This window comes from Hydrogenophaga sp., from assembly GCF_050250835.1.
Classification (GTDB): domain Bacteria; phylum Pseudomonadota; class Gammaproteobacteria; order Burkholderiales; family Burkholderiaceae_C; genus Hydrogenophaga.
This window is the reverse complement of the sequence record NZ_JBFWNX010000007.1, coordinates 18,285-37,203: the sequence shown is the minus strand read 5'-3', so window position 1 is coordinate 37,203 and position 18,919 is coordinate 18,285. Positions and strand designations below refer to the sequence as shown.

At 65.2% G+C, this 18,919-nt stretch carries 25 protein-coding genes; 9 read left to right on the top strand and 16 right to left on the bottom strand.

From position 1 onward, the window contains the following. Positions 1-83: 83 nt before the first annotated feature. Complete coding sequence (locus tag AB7F11_RS10880; protein ID WP_428288364.1) at positions 84-404, top strand: 2Fe-2S iron-sulfur cluster-binding protein; 321 nt, start codon at positions 84-86, stop codon at positions 402-404. 21 nt (positions 405-425) lie between these two features. On the opposite strand, the gene AB7F11_RS10875 is transcribed toward AB7F11_RS10880, so the two are convergent. Together AB7F11_RS10875 and AB7F11_RS10870 are read right to left on the bottom strand one after the other, a co-directional pair. After that, positions 426-1,307 (bottom strand): acyl-CoA thioesterase, encoded by an 882-nt coding sequence (locus AB7F11_RS10875; RefSeq protein ID WP_428288363.1) that lies wholly within the window; start codon positions 1,305-1,307, stop codon positions 426-428. Positions 1,308-1,310: 3 nt separating this feature from the next. Next, complete coding sequence (locus tag AB7F11_RS10870; protein WP_428288362.1) at positions 1,311-2,063, bottom strand: NAD(P)H-dependent oxidoreductase; 753 nt, start codon at positions 2,061-2,063, stop codon at positions 1,311-1,313. A gap of 54 nt (positions 2,064-2,117) precedes the next feature. Between AB7F11_RS10870 and AB7F11_RS10865 the strand changes: the two genes are divergently transcribed. Then, a complete protein-coding gene (locus tag AB7F11_RS10865; RefSeq protein WP_428288361.1) occupies positions 2,118-2,972 on the top strand; it encodes an HpcH/HpaI aldolase/citrate lyase family protein in 855 nt (284 codons plus the stop codon). 55 nt (positions 2,973-3,027) lie between these two features. After that, positions 3,028-3,882, top strand: coding sequence for a c-type cytochrome (locus tag AB7F11_RS10860; protein WP_428288360.1), 855 nt, complete (start codon positions 3,028-3,030; stop codon positions 3,880-3,882). A gap of 46 nt (positions 3,883-3,928) precedes the next feature. Here the strand turns inward: AB7F11_RS10860 and AB7F11_RS10855 are convergent, their stop codons facing one another. Genes AB7F11_RS10855 through AB7F11_RS10840 form a run of 4 tightly spaced genes read right to left on the bottom strand, consistent with a single transcriptional unit; the run spans position 3,929 to position 6,714 of the window. Beyond that, on the bottom strand, positions 3,929-4,459 hold the full coding sequence (locus AB7F11_RS10855) for a DUF2946 family protein (protein ID WP_428288359.1): 531 nt from the start codon (positions 4,457-4,459) through the stop codon (positions 3,929-3,931). Positions 4,460-4,472: 13 nt separating this feature from the next. Further along, positions 4,473-5,471, bottom strand: coding sequence for a YheT family hydrolase (locus tag AB7F11_RS10850; RefSeq protein ID WP_428288358.1), 999 nt, complete (start codon positions 5,469-5,471; stop codon positions 4,473-4,475). After that, on the bottom strand, positions 5,468-5,905 hold the full coding sequence (locus AB7F11_RS10845; protein WP_428288357.1) for a YybH family protein: 438 nt from the start codon (positions 5,903-5,905) through the stop codon (positions 5,468-5,470). Before AB7F11_RS10845 ends, AB7F11_RS10850 begins: the two co-directional genes overlap by 4 nt. A 23-nt stretch (positions 5,906-5,928) precedes the next feature. Next, positions 5,929-6,714 (bottom strand): hypothetical protein, encoded by a 786-nt coding sequence (locus tag AB7F11_RS10840; RefSeq protein WP_428288356.1) that lies wholly within the window; start codon positions 6,712-6,714, stop codon positions 5,929-5,931. Positions 6,715-6,763: 49 nt separating this feature from the next. Here AB7F11_RS10840 and AB7F11_RS10835 point away from each other — a divergent pair, with 49 nt between their 5' ends. The 3 genes from AB7F11_RS10835 to AB7F11_RS10825 are packed head-to-tail and all read left to right on the top strand — an operon-like array spanning position 6,764 to position 8,819. Continuing rightward, positions 6,764-7,360, top strand: coding sequence for a LemA family protein (locus AB7F11_RS10835; protein WP_428288355.1), 597 nt, complete (start codon positions 6,764-6,766; stop codon positions 7,358-7,360). Next, positions 7,357-8,286, top strand: coding sequence for a TPM domain-containing protein (locus AB7F11_RS10830; RefSeq protein ID WP_428288354.1), 930 nt, complete (start codon positions 7,357-7,359; stop codon positions 8,284-8,286). Before AB7F11_RS10835 ends, AB7F11_RS10830 begins: the two co-directional genes overlap by 4 nt. A 5-nt stretch (positions 8,287-8,291) precedes the next feature. Continuing rightward, positions 8,292-8,819 (top strand): TPM domain-containing protein, encoded by a 528-nt coding sequence (locus tag AB7F11_RS10825; protein ID WP_428288353.1) that lies wholly within the window; start codon positions 8,292-8,294, stop codon positions 8,817-8,819. Positions 8,820-8,826: 7 nt separating this feature from the next. On the opposite strand, the gene AB7F11_RS10820 is transcribed toward AB7F11_RS10825, so the two are convergent. The 10 genes from AB7F11_RS10820 to AB7F11_RS10775 all read right to left on the bottom strand — a co-directional run bounded on the left by AB7F11_RS10820 (position 8,827) and on the right by AB7F11_RS10775 (position 16,877). After that, positions 8,827-9,402, bottom strand: a complete 576-nt coding sequence (locus tag AB7F11_RS10820) for a cyclic nucleotide-binding domain-containing protein (protein ID WP_428288352.1) — start codon at positions 9,400-9,402, stop codon at positions 8,827-8,829. A 126-nt stretch (positions 9,403-9,528) separates the two neighbouring features. After that, positions 9,529-9,945, bottom strand: a complete 417-nt coding sequence (locus tag AB7F11_RS10815) for a F0F1 ATP synthase subunit epsilon (protein ID WP_428288351.1) — start codon at positions 9,943-9,945, stop codon at positions 9,529-9,531. A gap of 72 nt (positions 9,946-10,017) precedes the next feature. After that, positions 10,018-11,424, bottom strand: a complete 1,407-nt coding sequence (atpD, locus tag AB7F11_RS10810; protein WP_428288350.1) for a F0F1 ATP synthase subunit beta — start codon at positions 11,422-11,424, stop codon at positions 10,018-10,020. A gap of 44 nt (positions 11,425-11,468) precedes the next feature. After that, positions 11,469-12,335 carry a F0F1 ATP synthase subunit gamma gene (atpG, locus tag AB7F11_RS10805; RefSeq protein ID WP_428288349.1) on the bottom strand — a complete coding sequence of 289 codons (867 nt, stop codon included), beginning with the start codon at positions 12,333-12,335 and terminating at the stop codon, positions 11,469-11,471. Positions 12,336-12,364: 29 nt separating this feature from the next. Next, the gene (gene atpA, locus AB7F11_RS10800) at positions 12,365-13,927 is read right to left on the bottom strand and encodes a F0F1 ATP synthase subunit alpha (protein WP_428288348.1); all 1,563 of its coding nucleotides are present in this window, start codon (positions 13,925-13,927) and stop codon (positions 12,365-12,367) included. A 57-nt stretch (positions 13,928-13,984) separates the two neighbouring features. After that, complete coding sequence (locus AB7F11_RS10795) at positions 13,985-14,515, bottom strand: F0F1 ATP synthase subunit delta (protein ID WP_428288347.1); 531 nt, start codon at positions 14,513-14,515, stop codon at positions 13,985-13,987. 41 nt (positions 14,516-14,556) lie between these two features. Then, a complete protein-coding gene (locus tag AB7F11_RS10790) occupies positions 14,557-15,027 on the bottom strand; it encodes a F0F1 ATP synthase subunit B (protein WP_428288346.1) in 471 nt (156 codons plus the stop codon). 122 nt (positions 15,028-15,149) lie between these two features. Further along, positions 15,150-15,398, bottom strand: coding sequence for a F0F1 ATP synthase subunit C (gene atpE, locus AB7F11_RS10785; RefSeq protein ID WP_077334647.1), 249 nt, complete (start codon positions 15,396-15,398; stop codon positions 15,150-15,152). Positions 15,399-15,476: 78 nt separating this feature from the next. After that, entirely contained in the window at positions 15,477-16,346 is an 870-nt protein-coding gene (gene atpB / locus AB7F11_RS10780; protein WP_428288345.1) for a F0F1 ATP synthase subunit A, read from the bottom strand. 24 nt (positions 16,347-16,370) lie between these two features. Continuing rightward, positions 16,371-16,877: an ATP synthase subunit I gene (locus tag AB7F11_RS10775; RefSeq protein WP_428288344.1), complete on the bottom strand. Its 507-nt coding sequence runs from the start codon at positions 16,875-16,877 to the stop codon at positions 16,371-16,373. A 132-nt stretch (positions 16,878-17,009) separates the two neighbouring features. On the opposite strand from AB7F11_RS10775, the gene AB7F11_RS10770 reads away from it, so the two are divergent. From AB7F11_RS10770 to lipB, 3 genes are read left to right on the top strand one after another with little or no spacing between them, the layout of a single operon-like run. Next, a complete protein-coding gene (locus AB7F11_RS10770; RefSeq protein WP_428288343.1) occupies positions 17,010-17,909 on the top strand; it encodes a D-amino acid aminotransferase in 900 nt (299 codons plus the stop codon). 14 nt (positions 17,910-17,923) lie between these two features. Beyond that, positions 17,924-18,208: a DUF493 family protein gene (locus tag AB7F11_RS10765; protein WP_428288342.1), complete on the top strand. Its 285-nt coding sequence runs from the start codon at positions 17,924-17,926 to the stop codon at positions 18,206-18,208. Positions 18,209-18,255: 47 nt separating this feature from the next. After that, on the top strand, positions 18,256-18,897 hold the full coding sequence (gene lipB / locus AB7F11_RS10760; RefSeq protein WP_428288459.1) for a lipoyl(octanoyl) transferase LipB: 642 nt from the start codon (positions 18,256-18,258) through the stop codon (positions 18,895-18,897). The last annotated feature ends 22 nt before the right edge of the window (positions 18,898-18,919 follow it).

The following is an 18,919-nucleotide window of genomic DNA, read 5'->3' as shown; positions in this document are numbered from 1 at the left end:
GAATCGTTGGTGCAATAATAGTCCGACGGGACGGACTATGTCAACGGATTCCGCCCTCTTCTGCACCAAAGAAAGTACATCGCATGCCCACCGTCGTCTTCATTGATCACGCCGGCGCCACCTACCAGGTCGAGGCGCCGCTCAACAAAAGCCTGATGCAGGTCGCTCTCGACAACGCCGTGCCCGGCATCCTGGGCGACTGCGGCGGGTCGTGCAGTTGCGCCACCTGCCATGGCTACGTGGACCAGCCCTGGGCGGCGGCGCTGCCGGCGCGTTCCGAAACCGAGGTGTTCATGCTGGAAGGTGTGCCGGATCTGCGCGAGAACAGCCGCCTGTGCTGCCAGATCCGCATGTCACCCGAGCTCGACGGGGTGGTGGTGCATCTGCCGCAAGAGCAGGTGTGACGTCGTGGCCGCACGCGCGGCTCAGTCGGCGTAGGCCATCAGGCAGTCCTGCGTGAGCGTGGCGAGCACCCGGCCCTGCTGGTCGTGTACCGTGCCCATGGAGAGGCTGTGCCCGCTCGCACCGGCCGGGCTCGTGCAGTCCACATGAAGCCACTGGTCGACGCGCACCGATCGGTGCAGCCAGATCGCGTGGTTCAGGCTGGAGATGTAGAGCCGGCGCTCGCCCAGGTCGCGCAGGTGCAGTCCCAGCGAACTGAAGTTGAGCCACCAGTCCGAAAGATAGGCAAACGCCGCCGCGTGAGCGCGCGCATCGTCGGGCAAGGCCTGCGCGGCGCGCATCCAGAAGCGAAAGCGCCCGTCCATGGTTTGCGGGGCGAGCTGGCGTCCGGGGTCGGGAATGCGGAACTCGATGCTGGGCTTGCGGTCCTCTGAATAACCGCCCAGGCGCCGGATGCCCCGCATGAGAGCGGGGTCCACGTCGTCGAGCGTGGCCAGGTCCTCGGGGCACTCACCTGGCGGCGCCGCGCTGGGCTTGCCGTGGGTGGGCGAGTCCATGGGCACGGCACAGGTGACCTGCGCATCGAGCACCAGGCGGCCGTTGTCCTGGTGACCGCGCACGTGCCGCGAACTGAACCGCTTGCCTTCCTGGAGTTCTGTGACCTGCAGTTCCACGCTGTCCTGCGGCATCGCGCCCTGCAGGAACAGAAACTGCATCATGGTGGGCTCGCGTTGCGCAGGCACATCCATCAATCCCGCCATCAAGGCCTGCCCCAGGAGCTGGCCGCCGTAGGAGCGCCCATTGAGGTTGGCATCGCCATGGCGCGTGCGCCAGCGTCCCGGTCCCACGGCGTCCAGCGCCAGCAGTTCAGGGATGTCGAGTTCGTTCCAGGGGCTGATCGGCATGCATCACCCTTGCCGAATGGAACGCCGGTGCCCTGCCGTGCGGGGTGCGACGTCGGGCTTGAGGCGCCAGTCTGGACCGAACTCGGCGAGTGTGTGCGTGGGCAGGGTGTTCTCTTGTTCGATGGTGCGCAGGCGCGCCTCGTACGCATCCAGGTAGGCCCTGCGCTGGTCGTCGTCCGTGTACTGGATCGACCAGCCCACGAAGGGCTCCAGCACCTGCAGGCCGCTGTAGCCGAAGGTGCCATGGTGAAGGTGCCAGAGGATCACATCGCGCTGGCCCAACAGCCCGTCGGGCTCCATCATCTCGGGAAAGCATCCCGTGGTGAAGGCCAGCATGGCCTTGCGCCCCTTGAGGCCGCCCTGATCGAAACGCTTGCCACCGGCGCCGTAGACGGTACCGTTGACGAACACGCGGTCGATCCAGCCCTTGAGAATGGCGGGCACGGAAAACCACCAGAGCGGGAATTGCAGGATCAGCAGGTCGCAGGCCTGCAGCTTGTCCAGCTCGGTCTGGATTTCGGGCACAAATGTGTGCTGCTGAGATGCCTGTTTCTGCTCGCGGTCGTACTGCAACGCGTCCGGGAAGCGCCGCTGCGTGAAGTCCTCGCCGGTGGCCACCGGGTTGAAACCCATGGCGTACAGATCGGACACCACCACCTCGTGCCCGCAGCTGGTGAGGGTCGTGACCGAACGGTCCAGCAAGGCGCGGCCAAACGAGCGCGGCTCGGGATGGGCAAAGACGATCAGGATTTTCATGGGGCTCCGTTCCTCGGACAGGATCTTATAATAATCCGTCCCGACGGTTTATTTATGAAAAGTCCCGCCAGCGCTGCGCGCACCTTCCTGTTTCTTCCCGCCGACCGCATGGAGCGGCTGGACAAAGCCTTGGCCAGCGGTGCGCACATGGTGGTGCTCGACCTGGAGGACGCGGTGGCGCCTGCGGTCAAGGCGCAGGCCCGCACCGCTCTGACCGAGCACTGGTGCAGGCTGGACGAGGCGGCGCGCGCGCGCATCGCCATCCGCATCAACGCAACAGAAACCCCCTGGCATGCCGAGGACGTGGCCATGCTCCAGCACCTCAGGCCGTCCGGGCCGGGCGCCGTGATGCTGGCCAAGACCGAATCGGTCGCGCAGCTCGATGCGCTGGCGCTGCAGATCGGCGCCATCGCCTTGCTGGCGCTGGTGGAGTCGGCCGAGGGCCTGGCGGCGCTGGACGGCATCGCGCGCATGCCGGCGGTGGCCCGCCTGGTGTTCGGCCATCTCGACTTCCAGGTCGATCTCGGCATGCAATGCGATGCCGAAGAGCGCGAGCTCGACTCCGTGCGCCTGGCGTTCGTCTGCGCGGCTCGCCGCGCCGGGTTGCCCGGCCCGGTGGACGGCGTGACCATCGACCTCCACGACCCGGCGCGGCTCGCCGACGATACCCGGCGAAGCCGGCGATTCGGCTTCACCGGCAAGCTGTGCATCCACCCGAACCAGATCGACACCGTGAACGCATCGCTGGGCCCCACCCCCGATCAAATCGACTGGGCGCGGCGTGTTCTGGCGGCAGCGAGTGTCCAGCAGACGGGCGCCTTCCAGTTCGAAGGAGCCATGGTCGATGCCCCTGTGCTCGCCCGCGCGCGGCGCCTTCTGGGCGAACCGCGCCAGGGGCCTTGGCTATAATCCTGGGTTGCTTCATAGCCCCCACGTCGAAGCCATCCCCAGCCTTGAGGACACCATGAGCGACCACGCGCACGAACATCACACCGGCCCGATCAAGACGCCCGCCCAGCTGCTGTGGACGTCCTTCTTTGCGTTTGTCGCCCCCGTCTTCATCATCATCGGCCTGGTGTACTACGTGACCTCGGGCGACAAGCCCGCAGCCGGTGCGGTGGACCAGGAACTGGCCACGGCACAGCGCATTCAGCGCGTGGGCACGGTGGAGTTGCGCGACGCCAACCGTCCGCTTCAATCGGGCGAAGCCGTTTACGCCGCGCAATGCGTGGCCTGCCATGGCGCTGGTCTGGCCGGTGCACCCAAGTTCGGCGACGCCGGTGCCTGGGCGGCCCGCATCGCCACGGGCTACGAAGCCTTGCTGAACTCGGCGCTCAAGGGCAAGGGCGCCATGGGCGCACAGGCCGGCGGTGCGTTCACCGACATCGAGATCGGCCGTGCGGTGGTGCACCTGGCCAACGCGGCAGGCGGCAAGTTCGAGGTTCCCCAGGCGCCCGCGGCTGCGGCTCCGGTGGCCGAAGCCGCGCCGGCTGCCGCTGCTGCACCGGCACCCGCTCCCGCCGTCGTGGCCGCCGCAGCGCCTGCGGCCCCCGCGGCCGCCGCCAGCGCCACCGTGGCGGCCGGCACCGGCGAAGCGCTGTACAAGCAGTCCTGCACGGTCTGCCACGCGGCGGGCGTGGCAGGCGCACCCAAGTCCGGCGACAAGGCCGCCTGGGCCCCGCGCATCGCCCAGGGCATTGACGCGCTCACCGCCAGCGCCATCAAGGGCAAGGGTGCCATGCCGCCGAAGGGCGGGTCGGCCGCTTCGGATGCCGACATCCGTGCAGCGGTGCAGTTCATGGTGGACGCGGCCAAGTAAGCCCTGGCTGTCCACAGACAAAAAAACCGGTCTCTGACCGGTTTTTTTACGCTCTCGCCTTCAACGCCTGCGGACTGGGCACGTAGCCAAAGCGCGCGGGCAATTCCCCCGCCTGCACCGCGCGCGGCGCCCAGCGCCCGGTCTCCACTGCATCGGCAGCCAGCGCCATGTCGGCGCTGTGTACCAACCCGACCCCGAGCTCGCTGACCAGATAGAGGTGTCCGCTTTCATCCAGCAGGCTCGTCTGCACCAGCACCGGCAGCCCCGTGTGGCTGAGCACGCGCCCGTCGGGTTGCAGCCGCCAGACCCAGGGCGTGTGTTCGAGTTCAACATACACCCGCTGCGGACCGTTCTGGAAGTACCACTGCCCTCGCTCGTCGGCGGCGTAGTTGCGGTGAATGAAGTCGATGAGCTTGTCGTGCCTGAGCAGCGAGCCCTTGGCCGTGGGAAACGGCCCGCTGGCCTGCACGCGGTCGTCGCGCATGTACCACTGGCCACGAGCGTCCAGGCCGAGCCAGCCAAAGCAGTGCGGCACATTCGGCCATTTGGCCATCGCGGCCTTGACGATGTCGTCCATGGGGCTTGTTCGCTCAGACGTGGGTGAGCAGCCAGTTTCCCACGGCCTCGGGCATGGCGCGCACATGGCCCGGCAGGCCGAAGGGTCCTTGCGAAACCGGAAAGCCCACGTGCCCTCCCTGAGCAGGTTGCCACAAGGTCACCTGCGGGCCCGCCTCTCGCGCCGTGGGCAGCGAACTCGCGGGCACGAAGGGGTCGTTGCGTGCATTGAGCGCCAGCGCGGGCACGCGGATCTGGTGCAGCACCGGCTTGGCGGAGGCGCGGCGCCAGTAGTCGTCGGTGCCCTGAAAGCCGTGCAGGGGTGCGGTGAAAAGGTTGTCAAATTCGTACAGGTCGCGCGCGGCCAGCAGCGACGCGCGATCGAACAGCCCCGGGTGCTGCTCGAGCTTGCGGAGTGCCTTGGGCACCATGGAGCGCAGGAACATGCGGGTGTAGATGAGGCGGTTGAAGCCGCGCCCGATGGCGTGTCCCCCCGCGGCGAGATCGAGCGGCGAACACACCGCGGCCACCGCGCGCACGCGCTGGCCGGCGGCTGCGCCCATTTCGCCGGCCCAGCGCAGCAACGCATTGCCACCCAGCGAGACGCCCACGGCCAGCAACGGGCGGGCGGGGTGCTCGCGAGCGAATCGCTGAAGGATCCAGTCCACCTCGGCAAAGTCGCCCGAGTGGTAGGCGCGGGGCGCGTGGTTGAGTTCGCCGGAGCAACCGCGAAAGTGGGGCACAGCGAACGCGATGCCGCGTGCGGCCGCAAAATCGGCGAAGGCCACAGCGTACTGGCTGGACGACGAGCCCTCCAGGCCATGAAAGAGCACCAGCAGCGGTGCCTCGGCGGCGCTGGCGTGCCGGGCCTGATCCACGTCGATGAAGTCGCCATCGGGCGTGGCCCAGCGCTCCCGCCGCCAGCAGGGGGCCGCGCCTACATGGCGCCGGCTGGCGAGCGCCGCCCAGATGGTCTGCGCATTGCCGCCTGGCAACCACCAGGGCGCGTGGTAGGCGAAGCCGCTTGTGCTCAATGCAACACCGGTTTGGCGTTCAGCACCTCGGGCGGTTCGGCGCGGGTGCCCGGGCTGGCGTGGTGGGCCATCAGGCGCCATCCCTGCGCTGTCTTGGCATACACGTTGGTGGCCACCACCCACGCGTGCTGCGGTCCGTCGTCGGTCATCACCTGCACGCGCTCGACCACGCTGTGGACGCTGCAGGAGCCCGCATCGAGGCGGCGCACCTTCTCTGGCTGGGCCTGCACGCTGCCGTTGGAAAACAGCGCCTCGAACGCGGCCCGCACCGCCGCGTGGCCCACCAGGCGCGGGCCACCCGGGTGCACGCAGACGATGTCTTCCTCATCGGCCCAGCAAGCCATGAGACGCTCGATGTCGGCGTGCTGCAGGGCCTCGTAGAAGGCGTGCTCGGTGTCGTCGGGTGTGCCAGGGGGCAGTTTGGTCTTGGGCATGATGGCCGTGCATTCGTCGATCGTCAGGACTGGCGATTGTCGCCGGTCGTGCCCAGGCGATGCAGCCACTGGCTCAGCAGTGGTTCAGGGTCTGGCGCCGACGCGGCGGCCCAGACCAGTTCGGGCGCGGCCACATGGATGCCCGGCGGCGCCAGCTTGAGCGCGATGGTCGCCACGCGGGCCACGCCTTCGGCGCGCACCGGCTTCTGGTTGCTTGGCACGAGGTAGTGCAACGCGCCCAGCAGGCCCGCGGCCAGCCGGTTGAGAAAGCTGCCCGCCGCGGCCACCCGGGGACCTGGCTGGGCCGAGCGCAGCAGCAGCACGGTGCCAAACCCCATGGCCACCACGGCCTGCTCGTCCAGCGTGGCCAGGCCGCGTTTGATGGCCTCGGGCAAACGCCCTTGCTGGTGCGGCAGCACCACCACCAGTCGGCTCACGCCGCAGCGCCGCATCCATGCCGCCAATGGCCTGAGACCTTCGGGCTGCACCGCCAGCATGGCCTTCTCGCGCCCATGGAAGAGGCGCGGAGGATCCATCAGGATCCAGCCTTCCTCGGCGGGCTTCACTGGCCAGCGCGCCGGGTCGTCACCGAGCACGTGCAGGTCTTTCACGCGGCGCAGGCTCATGACCATGGGCTCGCGGACCACCACACTCAGGAGGCGCACTGCGCTGCTGGAGGCGAGGCGGGTCACCATGGCTTCTCCCAGCGCACCGGTGGCGCCCGCCAGCAGCACATGTGAGCCGCGAGCAGATGCCAGGGGGCTAGGCCGGTTCACGGCTTGCAGGACATCGGTGGTTTCGAGGCGCATGCCAAAATGCTACCGGATACCGACTGCACTCGACCGAATGGAGGACCCGATGACGAGACGCCACCTTGCTGCCCTGATGCTGCTGTGCGCCAGCCTGCTGACTGGCTGCGGCTACAACGACTTCCAGCGACTCGACGAGCAGAGCAGCTCGGCCTGGTCTGAGGTCCTCAACCAGTACCAGCGCCGCGCCGACCTGATCCCCAACATCGTCGCGACCGTGAAGGGCGAAGCCAACTTCGAGCAGGAAACCCTCACCCGCGTGATCGAAGCGCGCTCCAAGGCCACGTCGATCCAGATGACTCCGGAGATGTTGAACAACCCGGCCGCGATGCAGCAGTTCCAGGCCGCACAAGGCGAACTCGGCAGCGCGCTGAGCCGGCTGATGGTGGTGGTGGAACAGTACCCCAACCTCAAGGCCAACCAGGGCTTCAGCGACCTGCGCGTGCAGCTCGAAGGCACCGAGAACCGCATCACCGTGGCGCGCAATCGCTACATCCAGACGGTGCAGGAGTACAACGTGCTCGCGCGCAGCTTCCCCACCAATCTCACCGCCATGGTGTTTGGCTACCAGCCCAAGGCCAACTTCACCGTGGCCAACGAAGCCGCCATCTCGGCACCGCCCACGGTGGACTTCGAGAAGAAATGACCGCACGCACGGCATGGCTGAGCCGCGTGCTCTGCCTGCTTGTTCTCCTGCTGGCACCACCGATCGCACAGGCTCAGGCGCTGCAGCCGGTGCCGGCACTCACGACGCGCGTGATCGACCAGACCGGCACGCTGGACGCGGCATCGCTCGCCAGCCTTGAAGCCAAGCTGGCCGCCTTCGAGCAATCCAGGGGCTCTCAGGTGGTGGTGGTGATGGTGGCCACCACCGCGCCGGAAGACATCGCCGACTACACGCAGCGGCTGGGTGACGCCTGGAAGATCGGGCGCCGCGACGTCGGCGATGGCGTGCTCTTCGTGATCGCCAAGGACGACCGACGCCTGCGCATCGCCACCGCCAAGACGCTTGAGGGCGCGATTCCCGACCTGCTGGCCCGTCGCATCCTGGACCAGGCCGTCACACCGGCCTTCCGCCGGGGCGACTACGCCGGTGGAATCGAGGCCGGCGTGGACCAGATCCTGGCGCGCATCAGCGGAGAAGAACTGCCGCTGCCCGGCGACGGCCGGGATGCGCGCGCCGGCGGCACGGGCTTCGAGTGGATGGACCTGGTGATCTTCATGGTGTTTGCCGTGCCTTTCATCTCGTTGGCCTTGCGCAGCATCTTTGGCAACAAACTGGGCACCCTGCTCACAGGTCTGGGCGCTGGCGGCCTGGCCTGGGCACTCACCTACGTGCTCTGGATCGCCATCGGCGCGGGGCTCGTCGGCTTGCTGGCGGCCCTGTTCATGCAGTTCATGCCCGCATCCTCGTCCGGCGGAGGACGGGGCGGCCGGGGTGGCGGCCACTGGGGACCGCCCGGCGGTGGCTGGGGCGGGGGCGGGCGCAGCGGTGGCTTTGGCGGCGGAGGCGGGTTCAGCTCCGGCGGTGGTGGCAATTTCGGGGGCGGCGGCGCTTCCGGCGGGTGGTGAACGTCATGGTGGATCTGCCTCGCCTCCTCAAGCACCGCTGGCTGGATCGGTCGGACACCGCGCGCGCCGTGCCCGACGACATGGCCCAACGCCTGGGGCAGCGCGTGGCCGCCAGCGAAGTTCGCCACAGCGGTGAAGTGCGGCTGTGCGTAGAGGCCTCGCTGCCAACCAGCTACCTCTGGCGCGTGAGTGCCAGCAACCCACTTTCGGGCGTGGTTCGTGAACGCGCACTGGCCTGGTTTGGGCGGCTGCGCATCTGGGACACCGAGCACAACAACGGTGTGCTGATCTACGTCCTGCTGGCCGAACATGCCATTGAAATCGTGGCGGACCGCGGCTTGGCGAAACATGTCGGAGCCGCGCAATGGCAGGCCATGGTGGATCGCCTCGGCGCCCGACTGCGCAATGGCGCTTTCGAAGACGGCCTCACCGAGGCGCTGGAAGAGGTATCTGCCTTGCTGGTGGCGCACTTCCCGGTGGAAGCCGGAGCGACCAGCCCCAACGAGCTGCCCGACAGCATCGTGCGCTGCTAAAGCGCACTCAGGAGCGGGTGCGCTTGAACAGCCCGGTGCGGTTGTTGTTCATGGCCACGTTCAGCTCCTGTTGAAGCGCGCGGTTCATCTGGGCAAACGTCTTGAGCTTGCGTGTGGTCTCACGCAGCCGGTCGGCCATGCGCTTGGAGATGGCCAGGAGCAGGCGCGACCCCAGGCGCGGATCTTCTTTCAGCAATCGCATGAGAGCGGTTCGTGACAGCACCGCCACGGCGATGTCGGTGTTTGCGGTGCAGGTGGCCGAACGCGGTGCGCCGTCCAGTACGCCCATTTCCCCGATCAGGTGGCCAGGACCCATGATGTTGACGACCATGCTCTCCTGCAAGCCGGGCAGCTCGTTCTCCACCGCGATGTCACCTTCGAGAACGAGCAGCATGTAGTCGGTCTGCTTGACCTCGCCCTCCTGGATGATCACCGTTCCGGCCTTGAGCAGCTTGGGGCGCATGTAGCCCACGATCTTGAGCGCGTCGCCCAGGGTGAGATCGGCCAGGGCCGAGGACGTGACGAGCAAGCGTGCGGCCACCTCTTCGGGGGCCAAGTCCGGGCTTTCAAATATCGATGACATCACACGCTCCCAACTTCATTGTGCGGTCGATGATATTCGGCCTGTTACATCCTGTACCGCATTGACCAACTAAAAGACCGGCACTTGGCCGGTCTTTGAAGCATCGTGAAGGCGCAAGGCCATCGCCTATTTTTTCTGGCGGTATTTGCGCAAGGCCGCAATCTGGGCCGCCATCACAGCGAGTTCCGACGTGGCCTTGGCCAGGTCGATGTCGCTCTGTGCGTTTTTCACGGCCTCTTCAGCCTGGCGACGTGCCTCGGTGGCCTTGGCCTCATCGAGGTCGTGGCCGCGAATGGCGGTGTCGGACAAGACCGTGATGTGGTTCGGCTGCACTTCCAGGATGCCGCCGGCCACGAACACGAACTCTTCGCCGCCGTCGGCTTTTTCGATGCGCACGGCACCGGGCTTGATGCGGGTGATCAGCGGAATGTGACCGGGCAGGATGCCCAGCTCACCGGCTTCGCCCGGCAACGCCACGAACTTGGCTTCACCGGAGAAGATGGATTCTTCGGCGCTGACCACATCGACGCGGATGGTGCTCATTGGTACTCCTGTGAAAAGGGGGTGAAAGACCCGCTGCGAGACAGCCCCTTCGGGCCATCTCGGCACTCGGCTTTACGCCACCTTCTTTGCCTTTTCAAAGGCTTCGTCGATCGTGCCGACCATGTAGAACGCCTGCTCCGGCAGGTGATCGCACTCGCCGTTGGCAATCATCTTGAAGCCACGGATGGTTTCGGACAGCGGCACGTACTTGCCGGGCGAACCGGTGAACACTTCGGCCACGTGGAACGGCTGTGACAGGAAACGCTGGATCTTGCGGGCGCGGGCCACGGCCAGCTTGTCTTCCGGTGCCAGTTCGTCCATGCCCAGAATCGCAATGATGTCGCGCAGTTCCTTGTAGCGCTGCAGCGTGCCTTGCACGGCGCGGGCGGTTTCGTAGTGTTCCTGGCCCACGACCAGCGGGTCGAGCTGGCGGCTGGTGGAATCCAGCGGATCCACGGCGGGGTAGATGCCCAGCGCAGCGATGTCGCGCGAAAGCACCACGGTGGAGTCCAGGTGGGCAAAGGTCGTGGCGGGCGACGGGTCGGTCAAGTCATCGGCAGGCACGTACACGGCCTGAATGGAGGTGATCGAGCCAACCTTGGTGGAGGTGATGCGCTCTTGCAGGCGGCCCATTTCTTCGGCCAGCGTCGGCTGATAGCCCACGGCGGAAGGCATGCGGCCCAGCAGGGCGGACACTTCGGTTCCGGCCAGGGTGTAGCGGTAGATGTTGTCCACGAAGAACAGCACGTCACGGCCTTCGTCGCGGAACGACTCGGCAATGGTCAGGCCGGTCAGTGCCACGCGCAGGCGGTTGCCCGGGGGCTCGTTCATCTGGCCATAGACCATGGCCACCTTCGACTCACCCAGGTTCTCCAGATTCACGACGCCGGAATCGGCCATCTCGTGATAGAAGTCGTTGCCTTCGCGGGTGCGCTCACCCACGCCGGCAAACACCGACAAGCCGGAGTGGGCCTTGGCGATGTTGTTGATGAGTTCCATCATGTTCACGGTCTTGCCCACACCGGCACCACCGAACAGGCCCACCTTGCCGCCCTTGGCAAACGGACACACCAGGTCGATCACCTTGATGCCGGTTTCCAGCAGTTCCTGTGAAGGCGAGAGCTCGTCGTAAGCGGGGGCCTTGCGGTGGATGGAGGCAGTCAGTGCCTGGTCGACGGGACCACGTTCGTCGATGGGCGTGCCCAGCACGTCCATGATGCGACCCAGCGTGGCCTTGCCCACGGGCACCATGATCGGGTTGGCGGTGTTGGTCACCACCATGCCGCGGCGCAGGCCGTCGGAAGAACCGAGCGCAATGGTGCGCACGACACCGTCGCCCAGCTGCTGCTGGACTTCCAGCGTCAGCGCCGAGCCTTCCATTTTCAGGGCGTCGTAAACGCGCGGCATCTGGTTGCGCGGAAATTCCACGTCCACGACGGCGCCGATGCACTGGACGATCTTGCCTTGTACTTGAGACATGATGGGTACCTTTTAAATTCTCTGGATTCTGTTGAACGGCTGCTTCAGACCGCTGCGGCGCCGGCGACGATTTCCGAAAGTTCTTTCGTGATCGCGGCCTGACGGGTCTTGTTGTAGACCAGCTTGAGTTCGCCAATGACGCTGCCAGCGTTGTCGGTGGCGGCCTTCATGGCAACCATGCGGGCGGACTGCTCGGAGGCCATGTTCTCGGCCACCGCCTGGTACACCTGGGCTTCCACGTAACGCAACAGCAGCTCGTCGATCACGGCGGCGGCGTCGGGTTCATAGATGTAGTCCCAATCGCGCCCACCGGCGTCGTCCTGCAGCTTGCCGGCGTTCAGCGGCAGCAGTTGCTCGATCACCGATTCCTGCTTCATCGTGTTGATGAACTTGGTGTAGCTCACATAGACCGCATTGACGCGACCTTCGGTGTACGCATCCAGCAGCACCTTGACCGGGCCGATCAGCTTTTCCAGATGCGGCGTGTCGCCGAGTCCGGTCACGCTGGACACCACCTTGGCGCCGATCCGGTTCATGAAGCCCAGGCCTTTGTTGCCGATGGCAACGACCTGTGCATCCTGCCCCTTGGCCTGCAGCGACTTGAGCTCGGTGGTCACGGCCCGCAACACGTTGGTGTTGAGACCGCCACACAGACCCTTGTCGGTCGTGACGACGACAAAACCAGCGGTCTTGGCGTCGTTCATCTGCATGAAGGGGTGCGTGTACTCGGGGTTGGCCCGGCTCAGGTTGCCGGTGATCTGGCGCACCTTCTCCGCATAAGGCCGTGCCGAACGCATGCGTTCCTGCGCCTTGCGCATCTTGGAGGCGGCGACCATCTCCATGGCTTTGGTGATCTTCTTGGTGTTCTCCACCGATTTGATCTTGCCGCGTATTTCCTTGCCTGCTGCCATTGGGGCTCCTTAGCTGGTCAACGGGGCGTTCAGTACGTGCCGGTCTTCTTGAAGTCGGCGACTGCGGCGGCGAGCTGGGCTTCGGCTTCCTTGTCCTTGTCCAGCGCCTTGCCGCTTTCCATTTTCTGCAGCAAGGCGGCGTGCTTGTCCTTCAGGAAGGCGTGCAGGCCGGCTTCGAACGGCAGCACCTTCTTGACTTCGATGTCGTCCAGGTAGCCCTTGTTCACGGCGAACAACGAGGCCGCCATCAGGCTGATCGACAGCGGCGCGTACTGGGCCTGCTTGAGCAGTTCCGTCACACGGGCGCCACGGTCGAGCTGCTTGCGGGTGGCTTCGTCCAGGTCGGAGGCAAACTGCGCAAAGGCAGCCAGCTCACGGTACTGCGCGAGGTCGGTACGGATACCGCCGGACTGTTTCTTGATCAGGTCGGTCTGGGCCGCACCGCCGACGCGAGACACCGAAATGCCGGCGTTGATGGCGGGGCGGATGCCCGCGTTGAACAGGCTGGTTTCCAGGAAGATCTGGCCGTCGGTGATCGAGATCACGTTGGTCGGCACGAAAGCGGACACGTCGCCGGCTTGCGTTTCGATGATGGGCAGCGCAGTCAGCGAACCGGTCTTGCCCTTGACTTCACCCTTGGTGAAAGCTTCGACGTAGTCGGCGTTCACGCGGGCTGCGCGCTCGAGCAGACGGCTGTGGAGGTAGAACACATCGCCGGGATAGGCTTCGCGGCCAGGCGGGCGACGCAGCAGCAGCGAGACCTGGCGGTAGGCCACGGCTTGCTTGGACAGGTCGTCGTAAACGATCAGGGCGTCCTGTCCACGATCGCGGAAGTACTCGCCCATGGTGCAGCCAGAGTAGGCCGAGAGGTATTGCATGGCGGCCGACTCGGATGCCGACGCGGCCACGACGATGGTGTATTCCATCGCGCCAGCCTGCTCCAGAGCACGCACAACGTTCTTGATCGACGAAGCCTTCTGGCCGATCGCGACGTAGACGCAGGTCATGTTTTGACCCTTCTGGTTGATGATCGCGTCGATCGCCACAGCGGTCTTGCCGGTCTGGCGATCGCCGATGATCAGTTCGCGCTGGCCACGACCCACGGGCACCATCGAGTCGATCGACTTCAGGCCGGTCTGCACCGGCTGGTCCACCGATTTCCGGGCAATCACGCCCGGTGCAACCTTTTCGATCACATCGGTCATCTTGGCGTTGACCGGGCCCTTGCCGTCGATGGGTGCGCCCAGCGCATTCACCACACGGCCGATCAGCTCAGGGCCGACGGGCACTTCCAGAATGCGGCCCGTGCATTTGACGGTCTCGCCTTCGGAAATGTGCTCGTATTCACCCAGAATCACGGCGCCCACGGAATCGCGCTCCAGGTTCAGTGCCAGACCAAAGGAAGGCACGCCGTCCTTGTTGGCGGGGAATTCCAGCATTTCGCCCTGCATCACATCGGACAGGCCATGGACACGGACGATGCCGTCGGTGACCGACACCACGGTGCCCTGGTTGCGCACATCGCTCGATGCGCCCAGCCCCTCGATGCGGGACTTGATCAGTTCAGAGATTTCGGCGGGATTGAGTTGCATGACTCTTTCCTTCTTTCGTTAAATGGTGTGCAGGCGGCGCGCCCGGGATGACGGCCGTCAGGCCGTCAGGGCTGCTTTCATTTGTTCCAGGCGGGCTTTGACCGAGGTGTCGAGCACCTCGTCGCCCACCACCACGCGGATGCCCCCGATCAGGTCGGGCTGCAGTTCGACCTGCAGGTTCAGCTTGCGGCCAAAGCGCTTCTCCAGCACGCCGGAGAGTTCGGCCAGCGCTGCGCTGTCGACCGCGAAGGCGCTGTAGACGATTGCATCGAAGGCACCCAGTTGCGCGTTCTTCAGCGCGCGAAACTGGCTGGCGATCTCAGGCAATGCGGCGAGGCGTCCGTTCTCGATCACCGTGCGCAGGAAGTTCTGCGCCTTCGCCGGCAGACTGGTTTTCAACACACCCGAGACAAGCGTGAACACCTGCTCGGGCGTGGTCTTGGGGCTGTCGGCGAACTGGCGCAACTGCTCGTTGGCGGCCACGGCGGCCAGCTCGTCGAGCCAGGCTGCGGTGCCGGCGGCGTCAGGTCCGGCGGACTTGAACAGCGCTTCCGCGTAAGGACGTGCGATGGTGGCGATTTCGGCCATGGTTTACCTTTGAGTGCCGGTTCGGAAGCGTCGGGCGTGAATCAGAGTTCGGTCTTCAGGCGGCCCAGCAACTCGGCGTGGACGCCTGCGTTGACTTCGCGCTTGAGGATCTGCTCGGCACCCTTGACAGCCAACGCAGCGACCTGCTCACGCAAGGCTTCGCGGGCCTTGATGATCTGCTGCTCGGCCTCCTGATGGGCGGCCGCCACGATCTTGGCGGCCTCATCGGTGGCGCGTGCCTTGGCTTCCTCGATCACAGCCTGAGCGCGGCGCTCGGCATCGGCCAGACGGGTGGCAGACTCGTTGCGCGACTTGCTCAACTCTTCTTCGACCCGCTTGTTGGCCACGGCCAGTTCGGACTTGGCCTTCTCGGCAGAAGCCAGGCCCTCGGTGATCTTCAACGCACGCTCATCCAGTGCCTTGGCGATGGGGGGCCACACGAATTTCATCGTGAACAGCACCAGGATCGCAAAGACGATGGCCTGCGCGAAGAGGGTTGCATTGATGTTCATCGCAACGCCTTTCTGTGTATGGACAAGAGGTGAAACGAACCTGCTGCGGCATCAGCGGAAAGCCGGAAGGCGAACCGGCTGGACCGATCCGCCTGGCACCGCTGCGCGAGGCAGCAGACCGATCAAGCCAGCGTGAAGGGGTTGGCGAACGCGAACAGCAGTGCGATGGCCACGCCGATCAGGAAGGCCGCGTCGATCAGACCGGCCAGCAGGAACATCTTGGTCTGCAGGTCGTTCATCAGTTCGGGCTGACGCGCACCGGATTCGAGGAACTTGCCGCCCATCATGCCGATGCCGACAGAGGCGCCCAGGGCACCCAGACCGACGATAAGACCGCAAGCCAGTGCGACGAGACCCAGAACGTTTTCCATGATGACTCCTTAGAAAGAAACGGAAGTTGAGAGAGGGAAAAGAAACAAAAGAAACCGGACGCGCCTGTTCAGCGCATGTCAGTGAGCGTCATGCGCCTGCCCGAAATAGATCAGGGCGAGCATCATGAAAATGAACGCTTGCAGCGTGATGATCAGGATGTGGAAGATGGCCCAGATCGAGCCGGCAATGATGTGACCGATGAAGAAAAGGCCTCCGCTGAGGGACACGGCAGCGAAACCACCCAGCAGCGCGATCAGCATGAACACCAGCTCGCCAGCGAACATGTTGCCAAACAGCCGCATGCCGTGCGACACGGTCTTGGCCACGAACTCGATGATCTGCATGGCGAAGTTCACCACGCCCAGCAGCAATGCAAACACCGGGTTCTTGCTGGTGCCGAACGGCGCACTCACCAGTTCGTGCGCCCAGCCGCCCAGGCCCTTGATCCTGACGTTGTAGTACAGGCAGAGCAGGAACACGGAGACGGACAGGCCCAGCGTGGTGGACAGGTCGGCGGTGGGCACCACTCGGAGGTAGTCCGGGTAGCCCATGGCGGGGCCGGCGACATGCCAGATGCCGGGCAGGAAGTCCACGGGCAGCAAGTCCATGAAGTTCAGCATGAAGATCCAGCAGAACACGGTGAGTGCCAGCGGAGCGATCAGCTTGCGGCTGTTGGCGTTGTGGATGACCGACTTGGCCTGGTTGTCGACCATTTCGACCAGGATTTCAACCGCTGCCTGGAAGCGACCCGGCGTACCGGACGTGGCCTTGCGGGCAGCCAGCCATAGAACAAAGCAGACCAAGGCACCCATGAGGATGTTGATCACCATCGAGTCGATGTTGATCACGGAGAAGTCGACGATCGACTCCTGCTTCTTGTTCGTCAGGTGAACCAGGTGGTGCCGGATGTATTCACCCGGTGTCAGCGCTTGTCCTTCAGCAGCCATGTTCGTTCAGTTCCATCAACCGTTTCAGTTTGGACGACGGGTCTGGATCCAGAATCCAAACCAGTACACCTTGAGTACCACCACCAGGCCCGCCACCAGGGCCAGCCAATTCAGGTCAGGGACGATTCTGGGCGCCGACCACAACATGGCCACCGACAGCAGAAGCTTGACCCCCTCCCACAACACGAAACTCATGAACGCCGAGATGACGTGCCCCGACGCTTGGCGGGACAGGGCACTCGACGTCACTCCCCAGGCCATCAAGGCCGTCGGAATCACCACCGAAGCTGCGCCGTACAGAACAGAATAGGCCACCGACTCGCTGCGGGTGAACAACCACGCCAGCACTCCAGCAACCAACCCCACCACCGTCTGGACCCCGACCACCCGCCATGCCGACAACTTCGGCTGGGAGGCTCGCCACCGCGACGCTTCGTCGTGGTTCAACGGCTTGAATTCGGGGTCTTTGTCGCCATCTTCCCAGTTGCCTGGGGCAGGTGCCTTCGACGTCACCGGGGGCATTGTCGACATGGCAGATTACGGATGGGTTACAGACGCGGGCGTTTAGGCACAGCCGTTGATTATACGTAGAAACCCCATGCGCCCGTCAAGGCTGCCTGACATCTTTCGCCCTGCGCGACACTCGCCGCCGATAATCCCCGCATGAACCTCTCGCCTAAGGGCCAAGGGCCCTCGCTTCCCGCGTCATTGTGTTACTTGAACGGTGAATTCACGCCTTTGTGCGACGCTCGCATCAGCGTGCTGGATCGCGGGTTCATTTTCGGCGACGGCGTGTACGAGGTGCTGCCCGCCTACGCTGGCAAGGTGTTTCGGTTTGAACATCACATGGCGCGGCTGGATCGCTCGCTGGCCGAGTTGCGCATCCCCAACCCGTTCACCCGCGAGCAATGGCTTGCCGTGGCGAGGCGACTGATTGACGACCTGCGGGCCACCACGCCTTCTGAAAATCAGTTGATCTACATCCAGGTCACGCGCGGCGTTGCGGTTCGCGACCACGTCATGCCGCCCAGCCTCCAACCCACGGTGCTGGTGACGGCTGCCGAAATGAAGCTGGCCACCCCCGGGCAGCGTGAGCAGGGCGTGGCCTGCGTGAGCGCCGACGACTTCCGCTGGAAGAAGGCGCACATCAAGACCACCAGCCTGCTGGGTGCCGTCCTTGCACGCCAGATCAGTGCCGATGCGGGTGCCGTGGAAACGGTGATGTACCGGGATGACTTCCTGAGCGAAGCGGCGGCAAGCAATGTATGGGTGGTGAAGGATGGGACGGTGATGGGCCCGCCCCGGGACAATCTGGTGCTCGAAGGCATCCGCTTCGGTCTGATGGAGGAACTCTGCCGCGAGCAGGGCATTCCCTTCGAGTTGCGGCGCATCAGCCGCGCCGAAGTGCTTGACGCCGACGAGCTGATGCTTTCTTCGGCCACCAAGGAGGTGCTGCCTGTCACGCTGCTGGACGGTCGCCCGGTGGGCAGCGGCCGCCCGGGCCCGGTGTACGCCCGCCTCTACGCCAGCTACCAGCAAGCGGTGACCGCGCAATCGGCCTGACAGGAGGACCCGACATGGACTTCCCTCGCGAAATTCCCCCTGAGCAATCGCTCATCGTCTACCCATGCGACTTCCCTATCAAGGTGATGGGCGCCAACGTGGAAGGATTTGCCCAAGCCATGACCCACGTGGCGCGTGCCTTCGATCCCGCCTTCGACCACGGCACGATCGAGCACCGCCCGAGCAAGGCCGGCAACTACCTGGGCCTGACGCTGACGGTGCGTGTGACCAGCCGGGAACAGCTCGACGAGCTGTACCGCACGCTGACCACGCACCCCATGGTCAAGATCGTGCTGTGATCATTCGACCCCTCGGCGGGGTGGACTATGCCCCCACCTATGAGGCCATGCAGGCGTTCACGGCCCAGCGCGGGGTCGGTACCGCCGACGAGCTGTGGATCTGCGAACACCCGCCGGTCTTCACCCAGGGACTGGCCGGGCGTGAAGATCACCTGCTCGCTCCCGGAAGCATCCCTGTGGTGCAGACCAACCGGGGCGGCCAGGTGACCTACCACGGCCCCGGCCAGGTGGTGGCCTATCCGCTGGTGGATCTGCAGCGCGCAGGCTATTTCGTCAAAGAGTTTGTCTATCGCGTGGAGGAAGCCGTTATCCGCACGCTGGCCCCCTTGAATGTCACTGGCCACCGAGTGGCGGGCGCGCCGGGCATCTATGTCCGGCTGGACGACCCGGGCAGCCATGCACTGCTGCCTCAACGCCCGCAGCGCAAGGTCGCGGGGCAGGACCGCCCCGATCCCGACTTCACCGGCCTGGGCAAGATCGCCGCGCTGGGCATCAAGGTCAGCCGCCACTGCACCTACCACGGCGTGGCGCTCAACGTGGGCATGGATCTGCAACCCTTCGAACGCATCAACCCATGTGGCTACCAGGGCCTGCGCACGGTCGATCTTTCTACAATCGGTGTCTCAGCCTCCTGGGACGATGTCGCGCAGGCCCTGAGCCAGAAGCTCTCGGCCCTTCTCGCTCCCTGACCCCAACCGCGCCACACGCGCC

What these genes read in the sequence shown, in the direction of transcription:
- AB7F11_RS10845 (WP_428288357.1), bottom strand. Translation starts at nt 5,905, where the DNA reads ATGCCCAAGACCAAACTGCCCCCTGGCACACCCGACGACACCGAGCAC.
- AB7F11_RS10830 (WP_428288354.1), top strand. Translation starts at nt 7,357, where the DNA reads ATGACCGCACGCACGGCATGGCTGAGCCGCGTGCTCTGCCTGCTTGTT.
- atpE (WP_077334647.1), bottom strand. Translation starts at nt 15,398, where the DNA reads ATGGAAAACGTTCTGGGTCTCGTCGCACTGGCTTGCGGTCTTATCGTC.
- AB7F11_RS10840 (WP_428288356.1), bottom strand. Translation starts at nt 6,714, where the DNA reads ATGCGCCTCGAAACCACCGATGTCCTGCAAGCCGTGAACCGGCCTAGC.
- atpA (WP_428288348.1), bottom strand. Translation starts at nt 13,927, where the DNA reads ATGCAACTCAATCCCGCCGAAATCTCTGAACTGATCAAGTCCCGCATC.
- AB7F11_RS10765 (WP_428288342.1), top strand. Translation starts at nt 17,924, where the DNA reads ATGGACTTCCCTCGCGAAATTCCCCCTGAGCAATCGCTCATCGTCTAC.
- AB7F11_RS10870 (WP_428288362.1), bottom strand. Translation starts at nt 2,063, where the DNA reads ATGAAAATCCTGATCGTCTTTGCCCATCCCGAGCCGCGCTCGTTTGGC.
- AB7F11_RS10865 (WP_428288361.1), top strand. Translation starts at nt 2,118, where the DNA reads ATGAAAAGTCCCGCCAGCGCTGCGCGCACCTTCCTGTTTCTTCCCGCC.
- AB7F11_RS10825 (WP_428288353.1), top strand. Translation starts at nt 8,292, where the DNA reads ATGGTGGATCTGCCTCGCCTCCTCAAGCACCGCTGGCTGGATCGGTCG.
- AB7F11_RS10790 (WP_428288346.1), bottom strand. Translation starts at nt 15,027, where the DNA reads ATGAACATCAATGCAACCCTCTTCGCGCAGGCCATCGTCTTTGCGATC.
- AB7F11_RS10875 (WP_428288363.1), bottom strand. Translation starts at nt 1,307, where the DNA reads ATGCCGATCAGCCCCTGGAACGAACTCGACATCCCTGAACTGCTGGCG.
- AB7F11_RS10775 (WP_428288344.1), bottom strand. Translation starts at nt 16,877, where the DNA reads ATGTCGACAATGCCCCCGGTGACGTCGAAGGCACCTGCCCCAGGCAAC.
- atpG (WP_428288349.1), bottom strand. Translation starts at nt 12,335, where the DNA reads ATGGCAGCAGGCAAGGAAATACGCGGCAAGATCAAATCGGTGGAGAAC.
- AB7F11_RS10820 (WP_428288352.1), bottom strand. Translation starts at nt 9,402, where the DNA reads ATGTCATCGATATTTGAAAGCCCGGACTTGGCCCCCGAAGAGGTGGCC.
- AB7F11_RS10880 (WP_428288364.1), top strand. Translation starts at nt 84, where the DNA reads ATGCCCACCGTCGTCTTCATTGATCACGCCGGCGCCACCTACCAGGTC.
- AB7F11_RS10835 (WP_428288355.1), top strand. Translation starts at nt 6,764, where the DNA reads ATGACGAGACGCCACCTTGCTGCCCTGATGCTGCTGTGCGCCAGCCTG.
- AB7F11_RS10770 (WP_428288343.1), top strand. Translation starts at nt 17,010, where the DNA reads ATGAACCTCTCGCCTAAGGGCCAAGGGCCCTCGCTTCCCGCGTCATTG.
- AB7F11_RS10815 (WP_428288351.1), bottom strand. Translation starts at nt 9,945, where the DNA reads ATGAGCACCATCCGCGTCGATGTGGTCAGCGCCGAAGAATCCATCTTC.
- atpD (WP_428288350.1), bottom strand. Translation starts at nt 11,424, where the DNA reads ATGTCTCAAGTACAAGGCAAGATCGTCCAGTGCATCGGCGCCGTCGTG.
- lipB (WP_428288459.1), top strand. Translation starts at nt 18,256, where the DNA reads ATGCAGGCGTTCACGGCCCAGCGCGGGGTCGGTACCGCCGACGAGCTG.
- AB7F11_RS10860 (WP_428288360.1), top strand. Translation starts at nt 3,028, where the DNA reads ATGAGCGACCACGCGCACGAACATCACACCGGCCCGATCAAGACGCCC.
- AB7F11_RS10855 (WP_428288359.1), bottom strand. Translation starts at nt 4,459, where the DNA reads ATGGACGACATCGTCAAGGCCGCGATGGCCAAATGGCCGAATGTGCCG.
- AB7F11_RS10795 (WP_428288347.1), bottom strand. Translation starts at nt 14,515, where the DNA reads ATGGCCGAAATCGCCACCATCGCACGTCCTTACGCGGAAGCGCTGTTC.
- atpB (WP_428288345.1), bottom strand. Translation starts at nt 16,346, where the DNA reads ATGGCTGCTGAAGGACAAGCGCTGACACCGGGTGAATACATCCGGCAC.